The 16,402-nt window shown below is 67.0% G+C and carries 13 protein-coding genes; 10 read left to right on the top strand and 3 right to left on the bottom strand.

The window, feature by feature from the left end; genetic code table 11:
• The first annotated feature begins 6 nt into the window (after positions 1-6).
• From LXT13_RS27515 to LXT13_RS27495, 5 genes are all read left to right on the top strand, one after another.
• Positions 7-2,880: a DUF3857 domain-containing protein gene (locus LXT13_RS27515; protein ID WP_233375575.1), complete on the top strand. Its 2,874-nt coding sequence runs from the start codon at positions 7-9 to the stop codon at positions 2,878-2,880.
• Between the two features lie 88 nt (positions 2,881-2,968).
• Positions 2,969-4,225, top strand: a complete 1,257-nt coding sequence (locus LXT13_RS27510) for a lipoprotein-releasing ABC transporter permease subunit (RefSeq protein WP_233375574.1) — start codon at positions 2,969-2,971, stop codon at positions 4,223-4,225.
• Positions 4,218-4,895, top strand: a complete 678-nt coding sequence (lolD, locus tag LXT13_RS27505) for a lipoprotein-releasing ABC transporter ATP-binding protein LolD (protein ID WP_233375573.1) — start codon at positions 4,218-4,220, stop codon at positions 4,893-4,895. Before LXT13_RS27510 ends, lolD begins: the two co-directional genes overlap by 8 nt.
• A gap of 11 nt (positions 4,896-4,906) precedes the next feature.
• Positions 4,907-5,761, top strand: a complete 855-nt coding sequence (purU, locus tag LXT13_RS27500; protein ID WP_233375571.1) for a formyltetrahydrofolate deformylase — start codon at positions 4,907-4,909, stop codon at positions 5,759-5,761.
• An 11-nt stretch (positions 5,762-5,772) separates the two neighbouring features.
• Complete coding sequence (locus tag LXT13_RS27495) at positions 5,773-6,597, top strand: TatD family hydrolase (protein WP_233375570.1); 825 nt, start codon at positions 5,773-5,775, stop codon at positions 6,595-6,597.
• A 174-nt stretch (positions 6,598-6,771) separates the two neighbouring features.
• Here the strand turns inward: LXT13_RS27495 and LXT13_RS27490 are convergent, their stop codons facing one another.
• The 3 genes from LXT13_RS27490 to LXT13_RS27480 all read right to left on the bottom strand — a co-directional run bounded on the left by LXT13_RS27490 (position 6,772) and on the right by LXT13_RS27480 (position 10,644).
• Positions 6,772-8,373 carry a Fic family protein gene (locus LXT13_RS27490; protein ID WP_233375569.1) on the bottom strand — a complete coding sequence of 534 codons (1,602 nt, stop codon included), beginning with the start codon at positions 8,371-8,373 and terminating at the stop codon, positions 6,772-6,774.
• Between the two features lie 635 nt (positions 8,374-9,008).
• Positions 9,009-9,830, bottom strand: a complete 822-nt coding sequence (locus tag LXT13_RS27485; RefSeq protein WP_233375568.1) for an MOSC domain-containing protein — start codon at positions 9,828-9,830, stop codon at positions 9,009-9,011.
• 4 nt (positions 9,831-9,834) lie between these two features.
• On the bottom strand, positions 9,835-10,644 hold the full coding sequence (locus LXT13_RS27480; RefSeq protein WP_233375614.1) for a mechanosensitive ion channel family protein: 810 nt from the start codon (positions 10,642-10,644) through the stop codon (positions 9,835-9,837).
• An 18-nt stretch (positions 10,645-10,662) separates the two neighbouring features.
• Between LXT13_RS27480 and LXT13_RS27475 the strand changes: the two genes are divergently transcribed.
• From LXT13_RS27475 to LXT13_RS27455, 5 genes are all read left to right on the top strand, one after another.
• Positions 10,663-11,223 (top strand): DNA-deoxyinosine glycosylase, encoded by a 561-nt coding sequence (locus LXT13_RS27475; RefSeq protein ID WP_233375566.1) that lies wholly within the window; start codon positions 10,663-10,665, stop codon positions 11,221-11,223.
• A gap of 44 nt (positions 11,224-11,267) precedes the next feature.
• A complete protein-coding gene (locus tag LXT13_RS27470; protein WP_233375564.1) occupies positions 11,268-12,041 on the top strand; it encodes a spermine/spermidine synthase domain-containing protein in 774 nt (257 codons plus the stop codon).
• Between the two features lie 11 nt (positions 12,042-12,052).
• Positions 12,053-13,837 carry a type IV pilus assembly ATPase TfpB gene (tfpB, locus tag LXT13_RS27465; RefSeq protein WP_233375563.1) on the top strand — a complete coding sequence of 595 codons (1,785 nt, stop codon included), beginning with the start codon at positions 12,053-12,055 and terminating at the stop codon, positions 13,835-13,837.
• 88 nt (positions 13,838-13,925) lie between these two features.
• Positions 13,926-14,390 carry a tripartite tricarboxylate transporter TctB family protein gene (locus LXT13_RS27460; RefSeq protein WP_233375562.1) on the top strand — a complete coding sequence of 155 codons (465 nt, stop codon included), beginning with the start codon at positions 13,926-13,928 and terminating at the stop codon, positions 14,388-14,390.
• A gap of 12 nt (positions 14,391-14,402) precedes the next feature.
• The gene (locus tag LXT13_RS27455) at positions 14,403-15,914 is read left to right on the top strand and encodes a tripartite tricarboxylate transporter permease (RefSeq protein WP_233375560.1); all 1,512 of its coding nucleotides are present in this window, start codon (positions 14,403-14,405) and stop codon (positions 15,912-15,914) included.
• The last annotated feature ends 488 nt before the right edge of the window (positions 15,915-16,402 follow it).

Here is a 16,402-nt window from a genome sequence, read left to right as displayed (position 1 = left end):
ATGTGGATGAGTGTGAAGTCATGGGCCGCTGCCGTGCTGGCCCTGTCGGCGGCGTTGTCGCTGGCCTGGCCGGCCGTTGCGCAGACGCCGGCGCCCAAGCCCGCCGCCGCCAAGTCGGCGGCCCGTCCCGCGGCCGCCAAGGCCGCAGCCGCCTACCCCGCCGTGCCGGCGGGTGCGGGCTACCGGTTCGGGCCCGCGCCGGCCTGGGTCAAGCCGCTGCCCGCGCTGGCGGCGCAGGCCGCGGCACCGGCCGCACCCGGCGCCAAGGCGCGGCGCGAGGTGTTGGTGGACATCCAGACCCAGCTCGCGCCCAAGTCCGCCACCGCGAGCTGGGTGCATCTGCAGCATGTCGCGCTGGAGGCGTCGACGCTGCGCGAGGTTTCCGAGCCTCAGATCAGCTTCAACCCCGCTTACCAGCAACTGGTCATCCACCAGGTGGGCGTCATCCGCGACGGCCAGCGGCTGGACCGGCTGAAAGACGCCCGCATCGAGCTGATGCGCCGCGAGCAGCAGCTGGAGCGCCAGATGATCGACGGCGTGCGCACGGCGCTGGTCGTCATCAGCGATGTGCGCGTGGGCGACATAGTCGACCTGGCCTACACCATCGAGGGGGAGAACCCGATCTTCGAAGGCCGCTTCGCAGCGCTGCTGGCGCTGGCCAGCGACGTGCCGGTGGACCGGCTGCACATCCGCATCGAGGCGCCGGCCGAGCGCAAGCTGCAGGTGCGCGGCATCGCAACGGACCTGGAGCCCGAGCGCTTCGAGGAAGGCGGGCGGCAGGTGTTGCGCATCCAGCGCGAACATGTGCCGGCTGTCGTCGAGGAGTCCGCCACGCCGCCGTGGTTCAAGGTCTACCCGGCACTGCACGTCAGCGAGTACGCCAGTTGGGCCGAGGTGGACCAGTGGGCCCAGCGCCTGTTCCAGGCCGAGCCGCCCGGTGCCGCGCTGGCTGAGCGCATCGCGGCGATCAAGGCCGAGGGCGGCTCGCCCGAGCAGCAGGTGGCCGCCGCGCTGCGCTTCGTGCAGGACGAGGTGCGCTACTTCTCCGTGAGCCTCGGCGAGAGCTCGCACCGCCCCAAGCCTGCATCGCGCACGCTGTCCGAGCGGCTGGGCGACTGCAAGGACAAGGTCGTGCTGCTCAATGCACTGCTGGGCGGCCTCGGTTTCGACGCGCGGCCGACGCTGGTCTCGATGTACCGCAACCGTGGTATCACCAACTACTTGCCGTCCCACGACCTGTTCGACCACGTCATCAGCCGTGTGCAGGTGGGTGGCAAGACGTACTTCCTCGATCCGACGATCAGTGGCCAAGGCCTGTCGCTGGAGAAGCGCGGCTACGTCGCCTATGGCGCCGGGCTCGTCGTGGCACCGGGCACGGAGGCGCCAACGCCCATCCAGCCGCCGGCGTTCGCGGTGGACAGCGTCAGCTTCCGCCAGCACTGGGACCTGAGCCAGTTGGCCAAGCCGCCTCATCTCGTCACGACGTTCACGGCCAGCGGCCTGGCGGCCGAGCGCTGGCGCGGCTATCTCGCCACAGCGGGCCTGGAGCGGCTGTCCAGCGCCATTGGCGGCTCCTACGTGAAGCTCATGCCGGGCCTCGTGAATGTCGGCCAGCCCGAGGTCAGCGATGACCGTGATGCCAACGAGTGGGTGCTGAAGATGCATTTCGACCACCCCGCCCTCGGCCGCTACCAGCGCGGTTCGCTGGAGCTGGACTTCCCGGCGGCCGAGCTGGCCGATGCGCTGCCGCTGCCCCCCGAGGCGCGGCGCCGCCAGCCCTTCATGCTGGACCCGACCCGCTCGGCCGAGCTGCGCGTCAGCGTCACCGGGCCTCGGCCCTTCACGCAGCCGCTGCCGCCGCCCCAGCAACTGGCGGACAAGCATTTCTCGTTCGCCAGCCGCGTCGAGTCCAACGGCAGCACGGTGCAGTTCGTCAACCGCGTCGAGCGGCGCGCCGACGAGGTGTTGCCGGCCGACATGGACGTCTACCGCGACCGCGTGGGGCGTGCCAGGCTGCTGCTGAACAACCTGCGCCTGCGCATCAATCTGCTGGACTTCAAGGCGCTCGAAGGCGGCTATGCCGACGTGGAGCGCCGCATGGAGCGCTACCGCGCGGGAGGCAAGCCCGACGCCTTGTGGCAGCTGGTGCAGTTCAACGAGTTCCTCCGGCTGGCTGACACGCAGCTCATCACCGCCGCCGACCCCCAGGGCCGCCTGGCGGCCCGTGCGCTGGCCGAGCGCGCCCAGGCCAACAACCAGCTGGGCGATTTCGACCGCGCGCTGGCCGACGCCGACGCCGTGCTGGCCATCACCGCCGACGGCGAGGAAGCCACGGCGGCGCTGGAAGCCCGCGGCGTGGCGTTGCTGGGCCTGGCGCGCACGGACGAAGCGCTCGCCGCGTTTAACCAGCAGGCCCAGGCCGGCCAGGCCACCGGCGCGTGGCTCGGTACCGTGCACTACCTACTGGGCGACTACGCCCGCGCCGAGGCGGCACTGCGCGACAGTGCCGCCAGCGCAAGCGGCGAGGCGCGCCTGGGGCCACTGCTGTGGCTGTACTTGGCGGCCGAGCGCCAGGGCGGGCGTGGCAAGGCTGCCATCGCCAGCGACCTCGCCAGTGCCGACGGCAGCGCCTGGAACGGCGCGCTGCTGCGTTACCTGGCCGGCACGCTGGACCGCGACGCACTGCTGCGCCTGGCGAAGGAAAAGCCCGAGCAGGAGCGGCTGCGCCTGGCCGAGGCCTATTTCTTCATCGGCCAGCAGCTCGCCGCGCAGGGCCGTCGCAACGAGGCGCTGCCCTGGTTCGAGCGCACGGTGGCGACAAAGGCCGTGCCCTACCGCGAGTACATGCTGGCGCAGTGGGAGCTCAAACAGGGCCGGTGACGCCGCCGGCCAGGTTGCCGTCCGACAGCGGCCTGCGGGGCCCCCAGTTACCATCGCCGCCCCATGACGACGCTTGCCCCACCGCCCCATGCCCTCGCCGTATGAACTCCAGGTCGGCTGGCGCTACGTGCGCGCCGGCCGCGGCGGGCGGCGCAACCGCTTCATCAGCTTCATCTCCGGTGCGTCCGTGGTGGGCATCGCGCTGGGCGTGATGGCGCTGATCGTCGTGCTGTCGGTCATGAACGGCTTCCAGAAGGAAGTGCGCGACCGCATGCTCAACGTCATCGCCCACGTCGAGCTGCTGGACTATGCCGGCCAGGCCCTGCCCGACTGGCAGGCCACCGCGGCCAAGGCGCGTGAGAACCCCGAGGTCATCGGGGCGGCGCCGTTCGTAGCCAGCCAGAGCCTCATCGCCCGCGGCGAGGACATGCGCGGCGCCGTCATCCGCGGCATCTCGCCGGCCGAGGAAGCCACCGTCACGGGCCTGGGCGCGCAGCTCAAGGACACGGCGTTCGCCAGGCTGACACCCGGCGCCTGGAACATCGTGCTCGGCGCCGAGCTGGCCCGGCAGCTGGCGGTGGGCGAAGGCGACAAGATCACCATCGTCGCGCCCGGCGGCCAGGTCACGCCGGCCGGTGTCGTGCCGCGGCTGAAAAGCTTCAACGTCGTCGGCACCTTCAACTCCGGCCACTATGAGTACGACTCCAGCCTGGCGCTGGTGCACGTCGACGACGCGGCCAAGCTGTTCCGTACCGGCGGCCCGACCGGCGTGCAGCTGAAGCTGCGCGACGTGCACGAGGCGCGCCGCGTGGCCGGCGAGCTGGCCGGCGTCATGGGCCCCGAGATTCGTGTGCGCGACTGGACGCGCGCCAACGCCGTCTGGTTCGACGCGGTGCAGATCGAGAAACGCATGATGAGCATCGTGCTGACGCTGATCGTCGCCGTGGCCGCGTTCAACCTGCTGTCCACGCTGATCATGACGGTCACCGACAAGCAGAGCGACATCGCCATCCTGCGCACGCTGGGTGCCAGCCCGCGCTCCATCATGGGGATCTTCATCGTGCAGGGCGCGGTGTCGGGTGTCATCGGCACGCTGGCCGGTGTCGTCATCGGGCTGCTGATCGCCTTCAACATCGACGTCATCGTGCCGGCCATCGAGCACCTGCTGAATACCAGCTTCCTGCCGGGCAGCGTCTACCTGATCAGCCAGATGCCCAGCGACCCGCAGTGGGGCGACATCGCACCCATCGTCGTCGTGTCGTTGCTGCTGTCGCTCGTGTTCACGCTCTACCCGAGCTGGCGCGCGAGCCGCGTGCAGCCGGCGGAGGCGCTGCGTTATGAGTGAGTTCATTCTCCAGGCCACAGGCCTGACTCGCCGCTTCGAGGAAGGCGGCCTGGACGTTACCGTACTGCGCGGCGTGGACCTGGCCGTGAAGCGCGGCGAGACGCTGGCCATCGTTGGCGCGTCGGGCTCGGGCAAGTCCACGCTGCTGCACCTGCTGGGGGGGCTCGATTCGCCGACGCAGGGCGGGGTGACGCTGATGGGCCAGTCCTTCGCGTCGATGGACGAGGCCCAGCGCGGCCGCTGGCGCAACCAGCACTTGGGCTTCGTCTACCAGTTCCACCACCTGCTACCCGAGTTCTCGGCGCTGGACAACGTCGCGATGCCGCTGCGCATCCGCCGGCAGACGCCCGCGCAGGCGCGCGAGGTGGCCGCCGAGATGCTGGCCCGCGTGGGCCTGAAGGACCGCATGCAGCACCGCCCGGCTGAGCTGTCCGGCGGCGAGCGCCAGCGCGTGGCCATTGCGCGGGCGCTCGTCACGCGGCCGGCCTGCGTGCTGGCCGATGAACCCACCGGCAACCTCGACCGCGATACGTCCGACGCTGTCTTCGCGCTGATGCTGGAGCGGGCCCGCGAACAGGGCACGGCCTTCATCCTCGTCACCCATGACCGCGACCTGGCGGCGCGCTGCGATCGGCAGCTGCGCCTGGTCGCGGGTCAGTTCCAAGCCTGAATCCCGACGCCATGAACTCGCGCTTCATCCTCAAGCTCTCCTGCCCCGACCGCGCCGGCATCGTGCATGCCGTTACCGGCGTGCTGCTGCGCGAAGGCGGCAACATCATCACGTCTCACCAGCATGGCGATGCGGACCATTCCCGCTTCTTCATGCGTATCGAGTTCGAGGCGCAGGCGCAAGAGGCGGCGCTGCAGGCCGCGTTCCAGCCGCTGGCCAGCGAGTTCGGCATGGACTGGGAGCTGGTCTCGCGGGCCCGCAAGACCCGCGTGCTGCTGCTGGTGTCCAAGCTGGGCCACTGCCTGAACGACTTGCTGTTCCGCGTGCAGACGGGGCACCTGCCGATCGAGATCCCGGCCATCGTGTCAAACCACCGCGACTTCTACCAGCTTGCGGCGTCGCACAACATCCCGTTCCACCACTTCCCGCTGCTGGGCGGCACCGACGAGCAGAAGGCTGCCCAGGAAGCCAAGGTCCGCGAAGTCATCGCCGACAACCAGATCGACCTCGTCGTGCTGGCGCGCTACATGCAGATCCTGTCGCCCGCGCTGTGCGAGCACCTGAGCGGCCGAGCCATCAACATCCACCACAGCTTCCTGCCGAGCTTCAAGGGCGCCAAGCCTTACCACCAGGCCTACGAGCGTGGCGTGAAGCTCATCGGCGCGACCGCCCACTACGTGACCAGCGACCTCGACGAGGGCCCGATCATTGAGCAGGAGGTCGCCCGCATCGACCACAGCATGCCGCCGGAGCAACTGGTGGGTATCGGCCGCGACATGGAATGCGTCGCGCTGGCGCGGGCCATCCAGTGGCATGCGGAGCACCGCGTGCTGCTGAACGGCAACCGGACGGTGGTGTTCCGCTGAAAGGCGCGGCAGTGTGGATCGACACGCACTGCCACCTCGACGCGGCCGAGTTCGACGCCGACCGTGACGCCGTCGTGGCGCGTGCCAGGGCCGCCGGCGTCACGCAAATCGTCATCCCGGCCGTCGATACGCACAACCTGGAGCGCGTGCGTGAGCTGGCTCACCAGCACGACTTCAGCTACGCGCTGGGCATCCATCCGCTGTACGTGATGAACGCGGCGCCCGACGCGCTGGACCGCCTGGCCGAGGCGCTCGCGCGGCATGCCGGTGACGAGCGGCTGGTGGCCGTCGGCGAGATCGGGTTGGACTTCTTCGTGCCCGGCCTGGACCCCGACGTGCAGCAACAGTTCTATGTCGGGCAGCTCAAGCTCGCACAGCGCGCCGGCCTGCCGGTGCTGCTGCATGTGCGCCGCAGCGCCGACAAGCTGCTGGCGGGCCTGCGCCGCGTTGGCTTCACGCACGGCGGCATCGCCCACGCGTTCAACGGCAGCGAGCAGCAGGCGCAGGCCTTCATAGAGCTGGGTTTCAAGCTCGGTTTTGGCGGCACGCTGACTTTCGAACGCTCGCAGCAGATCCGTCGCCTCGCCGCCAGCGTGCCGGACAACGCGCTGGTGCTGGAGACCGACGCGCCGGACATCCCGCCCCAGTGGCTCTACAAGACGGCCCAGCAGCGAGGGGCCGAACCGGGTCAGGGGCGCAACGAGTCGGCCGAGCTGCCCCGCATCGCCGAGAGCCTGGCGGCGGTGCGCGGGTGGACGCTGGCTCGGACCGCGGAAGTCACACGGGCGAATGCCTGCGCTGCGTTGCCCAGGTTGGCCAAGCTGGAGTCGGCGTGACGAGTCGAGGAAACGTTTGGCGCATTCGCTCTGCAGGTCGTGAGCGTCAACAGGTGGCTGCTCTTCAGCAGAGTCGCCGTCCGTCAAACCAGGTTTCCGGTTTCACGCTGAAGGGCACGAAGCCGTCATCGGTCGTCTCCAGCTGCAGCACTAGGGGACGGCTTCGCACCACCTCTATCGGGGCGCCACATCCAGGCGCGGCTCCGCGTCATCGCCTTCATCCTCGTCATCGGGCAGCAACTCAAAGGCTTTGAAGACTGCGCATTCGACGCGCTGAGCCAGATGCTCGTCGGTGAACACCCGCGGGTAAGTCCTGCGCAGCTTGCCGCTGACCTTCATATTTGTCACCAGAGAGCGGATGATCGCGGCGTAGTCTTCGTCACGACCCTCGATGATCTCCTTGAGGTTATTGCGCGCAGCCTCATAGCGCACCAGATAGACAGCTTCGTCCTTGAGACCATGCAGGATCGAATGTCGGATGACGTCGATTAGGTACTCAGACTGGACCGTGAGGTCGGCGTAACGCCAAGTAGGCTGACCTCGATTCCAGTCAACGACGTGCAGATTGGATTCGACGCCGTCCTCGTATCGCACGCCTGTGCCGAACGTGCACACCGGATTCATCGTGGCCATCAACGGCCGTGACAGTCGCTCCAGTGCAGTGTCGTAAGCAGCCCGCCGGACGGCGTTCTCACTGATGACTGCCGAGACCGGCAGTATCACGGGCGCCGGCAGGAAGCCATCGCGTCGAAGGATGTCGTTGATCAGAAAGCGCGATAGCCGGCCATTGCCATCGCCCAGCGGATGGATGTAGACAAAGCCGAAGGACAGAGCAGCCGAACGCAGCAGTGGGTTTCTCCCGCGGGTGCGGGACTCGAAGGCTCGCAGCCCATCCATCATCTCGGCCAGCCATTCATGGTGAGGCGCCAAATAGTCGATCACGGGCTCGTAGATCGAGTTGGTGTGCCCGACAAAGACCGGGGAATGGCGGATGCCTAGCTGGGCGCCTACCATCTTGTCGCCCATGATTGCCTGCTGGATCATCAGCAGGCCGTCTTCGGTGAGGGCGGACTCCAGCTTGCCGCAGTGCAAGCTCATCGCGCGCGCAAGGCGACGGATGCGGTCTTCCTCCTTGGCCTCGGACTCGATGGCGAAGCTGGCCTTGCTCTCTTTGATGGTCAGCCAATTGACCGCTCGCTCAACCGTCTCGAGCCCGAACTGGTTCACCATCTTGTCGATCTCATCGCGCAGGGGCACCGGATCTGCTCCGCCGAGCTTTCCCAGGTCGACCATCGGGCAGAAGGTGCGAGTGCCGGGCAGGTTGTTGTTGACCCGCCAGCGACGCACTTTGTCCGGTACCGTGGCGGTGAGGTATTGGGACTCGTTGAGAAGATCGACGTAGTTTCCGCCAGCATCGCCCACGCCCTCCAGCATGGAATCGGTGAGCCATTCGTACAGGAAGCCGCAACGCCGCGCGTACGCGCCGGTGGGTTCCGTGAGCGCCCATTGGGCGATGGGCGCGGGGCCGGTGACGTCGAAGAGCCGCTTCAGAAAATCCAGTTCGACGCCCTCATACTTGAGCGCGAACGTCAGGTGCCCGATCAGAGTGGCGTCTGGCTGGTAGTGTGCGGGATAGGTCTCGACCGCAAATCCGTTCGACGCAGCGCTGGAGCGCGCTGTGCCGATGACGCTTCGGACGCGAAAGGGCTGGACCGGCGCGACGCCGTACTGCTCAGACAGCCACTTATATCCGGCGTGTCCTTCTACATTTGGCATGCGGCGCCCTTAAAACAATTATTGTTGATATCTTCCGCCACAAAACGATTACGATCAACTGTGGTGCTGACACGCCGCCAAGGCCGTCCCATTCAGGGGCTGACACGGTTTAGGCATGACGCCACCGTCGCTGGGGCAATCGCGGCCGATGGTGCCGGACCCAACCACCCCTCCGGATGAGCGCCCCTGTCGGTGAACGACAGCGCCTGAGGCTTTCCCGGCGAATCCCGCCCGGCGCCAACCGAACGCGCTCAACCAACAGGGCCTCTTATCTGCTCGCCAATACGGCGTGGAGCCAGTCGCCTCGCGGACCAAGGCTGACCTGACATGTTCAGACAAAGCAGCGTCGGCAGCCCATCAACAATCGCCTGGCCGGGGGAGCCGGCTCGCGAATCGGTACTGCGGACAGGGTTGCAGAAGTTAGAGAGGGTAAGCGTCGCTGACTCGAAGCCGGGTCTCCTCGCCCAGGATGTCCGGCACCGGGGGCAAGCAGCAGTCGATCAGCGGGCCGCCGACAAGAGCCGGCCATCTGATCCGATAAGGGTCGTCTTGGCACGATGGCGTTCATGATCGGCCTTCCATCAAGAAGGCACCCGAGTTGTCACTGGAGTGCGGCCACCAGGATTGGCGGGCTTTCAACCTGCGCCGAAATCCAGACTCAGCTCGACCCGGTCGCCCACGTTGAGCCGCCCCTGGCCGCTGCCGCGCGCATAGACCCCGAATTGAACCGGTGCTCCCGGTGCCCGTTCCGCGCTGAGTTGTGTCAGTGCGTCCAGAGCAAGCGGTTGCGGCACGCCGGTCATTGGATCCACGGTGGGGACCACGCAACGCACACAGACCGATGTGCGGCTCAGCGTCAGCTCGCCGATGCGGGCCTCGGTGAGGAGGTCTTCGATGAAGGGGGGCAGGTCGTCGCCGTCCTCCGCCTGCAGCACGATATTAGGCCGGGCGCGCTCGACGAGGCCAGTCAGTGGCTGAGCAATCGCTTCCCGCCAGGCCTGCAGCGAGGCATCGCTCACGATGTGCAGCGCGTTCAGAACGGGGCGCCGCTGCGCTGCATGGCTCAGCCGCACCAGTCGAAGAAGCTCGCCGGTTGTCGCGTGCAACAGGGCCGCGGCATCGTTGCCGGCATCCCAGCAGCGCAGCGCATCGAAGTCCTGGCGCTCGCCGTTCCAGCCACGCGCGCTGATCTCCTCGCCGCCGTCCAGCGGCACCGTCAGCGAGCGGTCGCCGGCTCGCAACGTCAGCCCGCCCGGCGTGAAGGCAGCGTTGACCAGCGCCAGCCGCGGGTGCGCACCCATCCATGTCAGCTCGCCACGGGCGTCGACGATGCCCCAGGCGCGGTCGCCCGCGGGCCAGCCGTCGGTGTCCAGCGTGAGCGTGTCGGTGGCTTCGCCAGCGCAGGACTTGACGGGGTAGCGCCAGAGCGCGGCAATGCGGGCGACGAGGTCGGCCATGGCTTCAGCGGTTGCGCGGCGCGATGGGTGTCTCCGGCACAGGGTAGCCGGCGGCGCCGAAGGTGGTGACGACGGCCTTGTGCACGTCGAAGTAGACCTGCCAGTAGTGGTCGGTGTGGCAATAGGGGCGCACGCACAGCAGCGGGCCTTCGGGCGTGAATTGCAGGATCTCGATGTCCGGTGGCGGCGTGGTCAGCACGTTGGGTATGGCGGCGATGGCTGGGCGCAGCTTCTCGATGGCCTCGTGCGGGTCCACGCCGTTGGCGACTTTGGCGGTGCAATCGACGCGGCGATGCGGCAGGGCGGAGTAGTTCTGGATGCTGCCGCTGAAGACGGCGTTGTTGCCGACCAGCGTGTGCACGTTGTCCGGCGTGACGATGCTGGTGCCGAACAGGCCGATCTCCACGACGGTGCCGGTGACGCCGCCGGCCTGCACGAAATCGCCCACCTTGAAGGGCCGCAGCACCTGCATGAACACGCCGGCGGCAAAGTGCGTCAGCAGCCCGCCCCAGGCCGTGCCAATGGCCAGGCCCGCGCCGGCCAGCAGTGCGGCGAAGGAGGTGGTCTTGACGCCGAAGATGTCCAGGATGGCCAGGATCAGCACCAGGTTCAGCAGCACGCCCACGATGGAGCGCAGGTAGGTGGCCAGCGTGAAGTCGATGCGCTTGCCGCGCTCCAGCGCCGCCGAGAAGACGCGCAGCGCCAGGCCGATGAGCCAGCGGCCGACGACCCAGGCGGCGATGGCCGCCAGCACCTTCAGGCCGAAGTCCGCCCCCTGGGTGCTGAGAAACTGCCAGATCGCTTCCGTGTTCAACATGATGTGCCTCCCTTGATGACGCGTCGATCCTCGCAGGCCGCCGGTGCGCCGGCCAACCCCGCAAACCCCGAGGGCGGCCGGCTCGTCGGGCTGGCGCCGGTGTTCCGTGCCGATGCGCGGCTGCTGGTGCTGGGCAGCTTCCCTGGCGCGGCCTCGCTGCAGGCGGCGCAGTACTACGCCCATCCGCGCAATGCGTTCTGGCCGGTGATGGCGGCCCTGACTGAAGAGAGGGATCTCCCCGCGCTGCCTTACGCCGAACGGCTGCAGGTCTTGCGGCAGCATCGCATCGCACTGTGGGACGCCGTCGCCGCCTGCCGCCGCGAAGGCAGCCTGGACGCTGCCATCGAAGATGCCGAGCCGAGCGATCTGCCCGAGCTCGTGGCGCGGCTGCCTGCACTGCGCGCCATCGCCTGCAATGGCGCGCTGGCGCACAAGCAGACGTTGCTGGCCCTGCCGAGCGTCGAGCTGCCGGTGTTGCGCCTGCCATCGACGAGTCCCGCCCACGCGGGTGCGAGCCTGGCGACGAAGATCGACGCTTGGTGCGCTGCCGTGCAGTTCTATCTGGCCGGTGACTGATGGAAACGGGTGCGCCACCGCCCTTGGCCTAGGATGCGCGGCCAATGAAGAACAAGACACCGACTTGGGGCCCCGCGACGCTGAGCGAGTTCGACGGCGTGCGTTTTCTGCACCTGGACTCGATCTGGGTGCAGGGGGCAATGCGCATCCGCAAGCCCGACCAGCTGGAGCTGGAGTACATCCAGCGCATGTGCGCCTGGATGTTGTGGCGCGACACGGCAGAGCTGGGCCAGGGCCATGCGGTTCAGCTGGGACTCGGCGCCGCGGCGCTGACGCGCTTCTGCCACGGACAGCTGCGCATGCGCACGACGGCGGTGGAGATCAACCCCGAAGTCATCGCCGCCTGCCGCCAGTGGTTCCGCCTGCCGGCCAACGACGCACGTCTGAACGTCGTCAACGAGGACGCCGCCCGCTGGGTGGCCGACGACGCCCACCTGCAGACGGTGGACGTGCTCAACGTGGACCTCTACGACCATGACGCCGCGTCGCCGGTGCTGGACGACGAGGCCTTCTATGCGTCCTGCCGCGGCGTGCTCGCCGACGGCGGGCTGATGACGGTCAACCTCTTTGGCCGCAGCGCCAGTTTTGCCCGCAGTGCCGCCCGCATCGCCCGTGCGTTCGGCTCGGAACAGGTCTGGAGCTTGGCGCCGACGAAAGAGGGCAATACTGTGGTCGTTGCCGCACGTGGCGTGCAGGTACCGGTGCGCGAGGTGCTGGAGCAGCGAGCGGCCGAGATCGAATCGCGATTCAAGCTCCCCGCCCGCAAGTGGCTGCGGCTCGTCCGGCCGTTGCCGACGACCGTTCTGCAAGCGCTTTGAAGCCGACCACGATGAGCACCACCACCAAGACCAAGCCCGCAGCGTCCAGCAAGCCCGAAGGTCGCCTGGAGTGGCGGCAGTTGCTGAAATGGTTGTTGAGGGACGGGCTCATCGACGAGGCCCAGGCCATCCGCACCGAGCAGCGCCTGGGCGCGGGCGACAGCTCGCTGCACCCGCTGGTGCGGCTGGGTCATGCCAACCTTGTGCACCTGGCGACCGGCAAACCGCTGGACGTGGAGGCATTGTCCGAATGGCTGGCGGTGCGCGCTGGGCTGCCCTATCTGCGCATCGACCCGCTGAAGGTGGACGTGGGCCGCGTGGCCGACGTCATGTCGGTAGGCTATGCCGAGGCCAAGCGCTGCCTGCCCGTGCAGTTCGGCATCATGGACGTGACCATCGCGACCTCCGAGCCCTTCGACACGGGCTGGGTCGCCCAGATCGAGTCGCATGTGCGCAAGCCGGTGAAGTTGGTCGTCGCCAGCCCGCTGGAGATTGCCCGCTACACGACCGAGTTCTTCACGCTCGCCCGCTCGGTGCGCGCCGCGACCAAGGCTGGCGAGCAGAGCCAGGTGGCCAGCTTCGAACAGCTGGTGGAGCTGGGCAAGAACAACAAGCAGCTCGACGCCAACGATCAGGGCGTCGTGCAGGTGGTGGATTGGCTGTGGCAATACGCCTTCGACCAGCGCGCGTCGGACATCCACCTCGAGCCGCGCCGCGACATGGGCGTCATCCGCTTCCGCATCGACGGCGTGCTGCACACGGTCTACCAGTTGCCGCCGACGGTCATGAGCGCGATGACCTCGCGCATCAAGCTGCTGGGCCGCATGGACGTCGTCGAGAAGCGGCGCCCGCTGGACGGCCGCATCAAGACGCGCAATCCGGCCGGCGACGAGGTTGAAATGCGGCTGTCGACATTGCCGACGGCCTTCGGCGAGAAGATGGTCATGCGCATCTTCGACCCGGATACGGCCGTCAAGGATCTCGCGTCCCTTGGCTTCGGCCAGCATGACTCCGAGCGCTGGGAAGGTCTCGTCAAGCAGCCGCACGGCATCATCCTCGTGACGGGGCCTACGGGCTCCGGCAAGACGACGACGCTCTACTCGACGCTCAAGCGGCTGGCGACCGACGAGGTCAACGTGACGACGATCGAGGACCCGATCGAGATGATCGAGCCCACGTTCAACCAGACGCAGGTGCAGAACCAGCTGGACTTCGGCTTCGCCGAGGGCCTGCGCGCGCTGATGCGGCAGGACCCGGACATCATCATGGTCGGCGAGATCCGTGACCTGGAGACGGCCGAGATGGCCATCCAGGCGGCGCTGACGGGTCACCTCGTCTTCAGTACGCTGCACACCAACGATTCGGTCTCGGCCATCACCCGGCTGCAGGACCTGGGCGTGCCGAGCTACCTGCTCAGCGCCACCATCATCGGCGTGCTGGCCCAGCGCCTGGTGCGCACGCTGTGTCCGCACTGCAAGCAGCCGGACCCGCTCGTTACGCGTGAGAGCCTCAATGAACTGGTGCGGTATTGGCGGCTGGGCGGTGGCGTCAAGCCCTTCAAGCCGGTCGGCTGCCTGGAATGTCGCAACACCGGTTTCCGCGGCCGTGCGGGCCTGTATGAGCTGCTGACCGTCTCCGAAGGTGTCAAGTCCGCGCTGGGCGATCTGACGGCGCTGCGCCGCCAGGCCATGCAGGAGGGCCTACGCCCGCTGCGGCTGGCGGGTGCGATGAAGGTGGCCGAAGGCGTGACGACCGTGGAAGAAGTGCTGCGCAGCACGCCGGCCTGGGAGGGCTAATCCGGGGCGGGCCGTTTGGGGCCCGCTGACAGAATCCAGGCGGTCATTGGCCGCCCGCCTTGCGGTCCGCCGCGGAGTTGGAACACGAATGAAGATCAAGAGCCAGCGGGACTTCTGGTCCGGCCTGATGTTCCTGGGCGTCGGCGTGGCCTTCGCCTGGGGTGCCACGTCGTACACGTTCGGTGATTCGGCCCGCCCGGGGCCGGGCTACTTCCCGTTCGGCCTCGGCGTGCTGCTGGCGTTGCTGGGCGGCTTCGTGCTCTTCAAGGCGCTGACGCTGGAGTCGGAAGGGGGCGATCCGGTCGGGCCGATCGCCTGGCGGCCGTTGCTGCTGGTCGTTGCGGCCGTTGTCGTGTTCGGCCTCGCGTTGCCGCGCCTGGGGCTGGCCTGCACGCTGCCGCTGACCATCCTGGTGGCATCGCTGGCCAGCGACGAGTTCCGCTGGCGCGACGTACTGGTCAGCAGCTTGGTGCTGACCGTCGGGAGCTGGGCGCTGTTCATCCTCGGGCTGAAGCTGAACATTCCGCTCTGGCCCATCTATCTCGCGGTTTGAGGACGCGCCGACATGGATCTGCTGAACAACCTCGCGCTGGGCTTCCAGACGGCCCTCAGTGTCCAGAATCTGTTGTACGCCCTCTTCGGCGCGGTGCTGGGCACGTTGATCGGCGTGCTTCCGGGGCTCGGCCCGGTGGCGACGATCGCGATGCTGCTGCCGACGGTCTACACGCTGGATGCCACGCCGGCGCTGATCATGCTGGCCGGCATCTATTACGGCGCGCAATACGGAGGCTCGACGACGGCCATCCTCATCAACGTGCCGGGCGAGTCCAGTTCGGTCGTCACGGCCATCGACGGTTATCAGATGGCTCGCCAGGGGCGAGCCGGGGCCGCGCTGGCTGCGGCAGGCCTGGGCAGCTTCTTCGCCGGTTGCGTCGGCACGGTCGTCATCGCTGCCTTTGCGCCGCCGTTGACGGAGATGGCGTTCAAGTTCGGCGCCGCCGAGTACTTCTCGCTGATGGTGTTGGGCCTGGTTGGCGCGGTGGTGCTGGCGTCAGGCTCGCTGGTCAAGGCGATCGCGATGATCGTGCTGGGCATCCTGCTCGGTCAGATGAGCACCGACGTGGATTCCGGCATCGCGCGCTTTTCGTTCGACTTCCCGGAGATGAGCGACGGGATCGGCTTCGTCGTCATCGCGATGGGTGTATTCGGTTTCGGGGAGATCATCGCCAACCTTGGTCAGCCGGAGGAGCACCGCGAGGTGTTCACCAAGGACGTCAAGGGGCTGTGGCCGACACGGCAGGACTTCATGGAAGCCTGGCCGTCGGTACTGCGTGGCACGGCGTTGGGATCGGTGCTCGGCGTGCTGCCTGGGGGCGGCGCGCTGCTCGCGTCGTTCGCAGCCTACACACTGGAGAAGAAGGCGGTGCGAAATCCGCGTGTGCCGTTCGGCAAGGGCGCCATCCAGGGCGTGGCCGGTCCGGAGAGCGCCAACAACGCCGGCGCGCAGACCAGCTTCATCCCGATGCTGACGCTGGGCATTCCGCCCAATGCGGTGATGGCGCTGATGATCGGTGCGATGACGATCAAGGGCATCCAGCCCGGTCCGCAGGTCATGACGAACAACCCGCAGCTGTTCTGGGGGCTGATCGCGTCGATGTGGATCGGCAACCTGATGCTCATCGTGCTGAACCTGCCGCTGATCGGTATCTGGATCAAGTTGCTGACGGTGCCCTACCGCTTCCTGTTCCCGGCCATCGTCGTCTTCTGCTGCATCGGCACCTACACGCTGAACAGCAATACCTTCGATGTCTTCATGACAGCCGGGTTCGCGTTTGTTGGCTACGTCTTCTACAAGCTCAGTTGCGAGCCGGCGCCCTTGCTGCTGGGCTTCATCCTTGGGCCACTGATGGAAGAGTACTTGCGGCGAGCGCTACGCCTGGCGCATGGCGACTGGAGCACCTTCGTCACCCGTCCGTTGTCTGCGGGCCTGCTGGCCGCCGCGGCGCTGATGATCATTCTGGTGATGCTGCCGTCTATCAAGAGCAAGCGCGAGGAGGCCTTCCAGGAAGAATCTTGAGAGAACGGTTGCGCTGGCCGAAAACCTTGTGCTACAGTCGTGGGCTTCGCTGATGACAGCACTGCCGGAGACGGCGGGGTTGAAGTTGGCGGAGGGTGAGGCTGAAAAGCCTTGCTGGAGAGCTTGAGAGAGCTGGCGGGTGCTGAAAGAGAGTTCGAAAGAATTTTTGAAAAGCGCTTGACAGTGAATGCGAAAGTAGTTCAAAATCTCGCCTCCTTGCTGCTGACACCAAATTGCGAAAGCAAATTGTTGAGAGCGGCAAAGCCAAGTCGATAAGCAGTTTGAAATTAATTTTTAAAACTGTTTGACGACAAAGCAAAAAGCGGATTAGAATCTCGCCTCTTTGCTGCTGACGACAGATTGCTAAAGCAAGATGTTGAATGCGACGAAGAAAGCCAAGTTGATAAGCGGTTTGAAATTAATTTTTAAAACTGCTTGACGACGAAGCAAAAAGCAGATTAGAATCTCGCTTCTTTGCTGCTGACGAC

It is taken from the genome of Pelomonas cellulosilytica, from assembly GCF_021353265.1.
GTDB classification, from domain to species: domain Bacteria; phylum Pseudomonadota; class Gammaproteobacteria; order Burkholderiales; family Burkholderiaceae_C; genus Pelomonas; species Pelomonas cellulosilytica.
This window is presented reverse-complemented; position numbering and strand designations above follow the sequence as displayed.

Coding starts and splice junctions, on each gene's coding strand:
- LXT13_RS27515 (WP_233375575.1), top strand. CDS start 7: ATGAGTGTGAAGTCATGGGCCGCTGCCGTGCTGGCCCTGTCGGCGGCG.
- LXT13_RS27510 (WP_233375574.1), top strand. CDS start 2,969: ATGCCCTCGCCGTATGAACTCCAGGTCGGCTGGCGCTACGTGCGCGCC.
- lolD (WP_233375573.1), top strand. CDS start 4,218: ATGAGTGAGTTCATTCTCCAGGCCACAGGCCTGACTCGCCGCTTCGAG.
- purU (WP_233375571.1), top strand. CDS start 4,907: ATGAACTCGCGCTTCATCCTCAAGCTCTCCTGCCCCGACCGCGCCGGC.
- LXT13_RS27490 (WP_233375569.1), bottom strand. CDS start 8,373: ATGCCAAATGTAGAAGGACACGCCGGATATAAGTGGCTGTCTGAGCAG.
- LXT13_RS27485 (WP_233375568.1), bottom strand. CDS start 9,830: ATGGCCGACCTCGTCGCCCGCATTGCCGCGCTCTGGCGCTACCCCGTC.
- LXT13_RS27475 (WP_233375566.1), top strand. CDS start 10,663: ATGACGCGTCGATCCTCGCAGGCCGCCGGTGCGCCGGCCAACCCCGCA.
- LXT13_RS27470 (WP_233375564.1), top strand. CDS start 11,268: ATGAAGAACAAGACACCGACTTGGGGCCCCGCGACGCTGAGCGAGTTC.
- tfpB (WP_233375563.1), top strand. CDS start 12,053: ATGAGCACCACCACCAAGACCAAGCCCGCAGCGTCCAGCAAGCCCGAA.
- LXT13_RS27460 (WP_233375562.1), top strand. CDS start 13,926: ATGAAGATCAAGAGCCAGCGGGACTTCTGGTCCGGCCTGATGTTCCTG.
- LXT13_RS27455 (WP_233375560.1), top strand. CDS start 14,403: ATGGATCTGCTGAACAACCTCGCGCTGGGCTTCCAGACGGCCCTCAGT.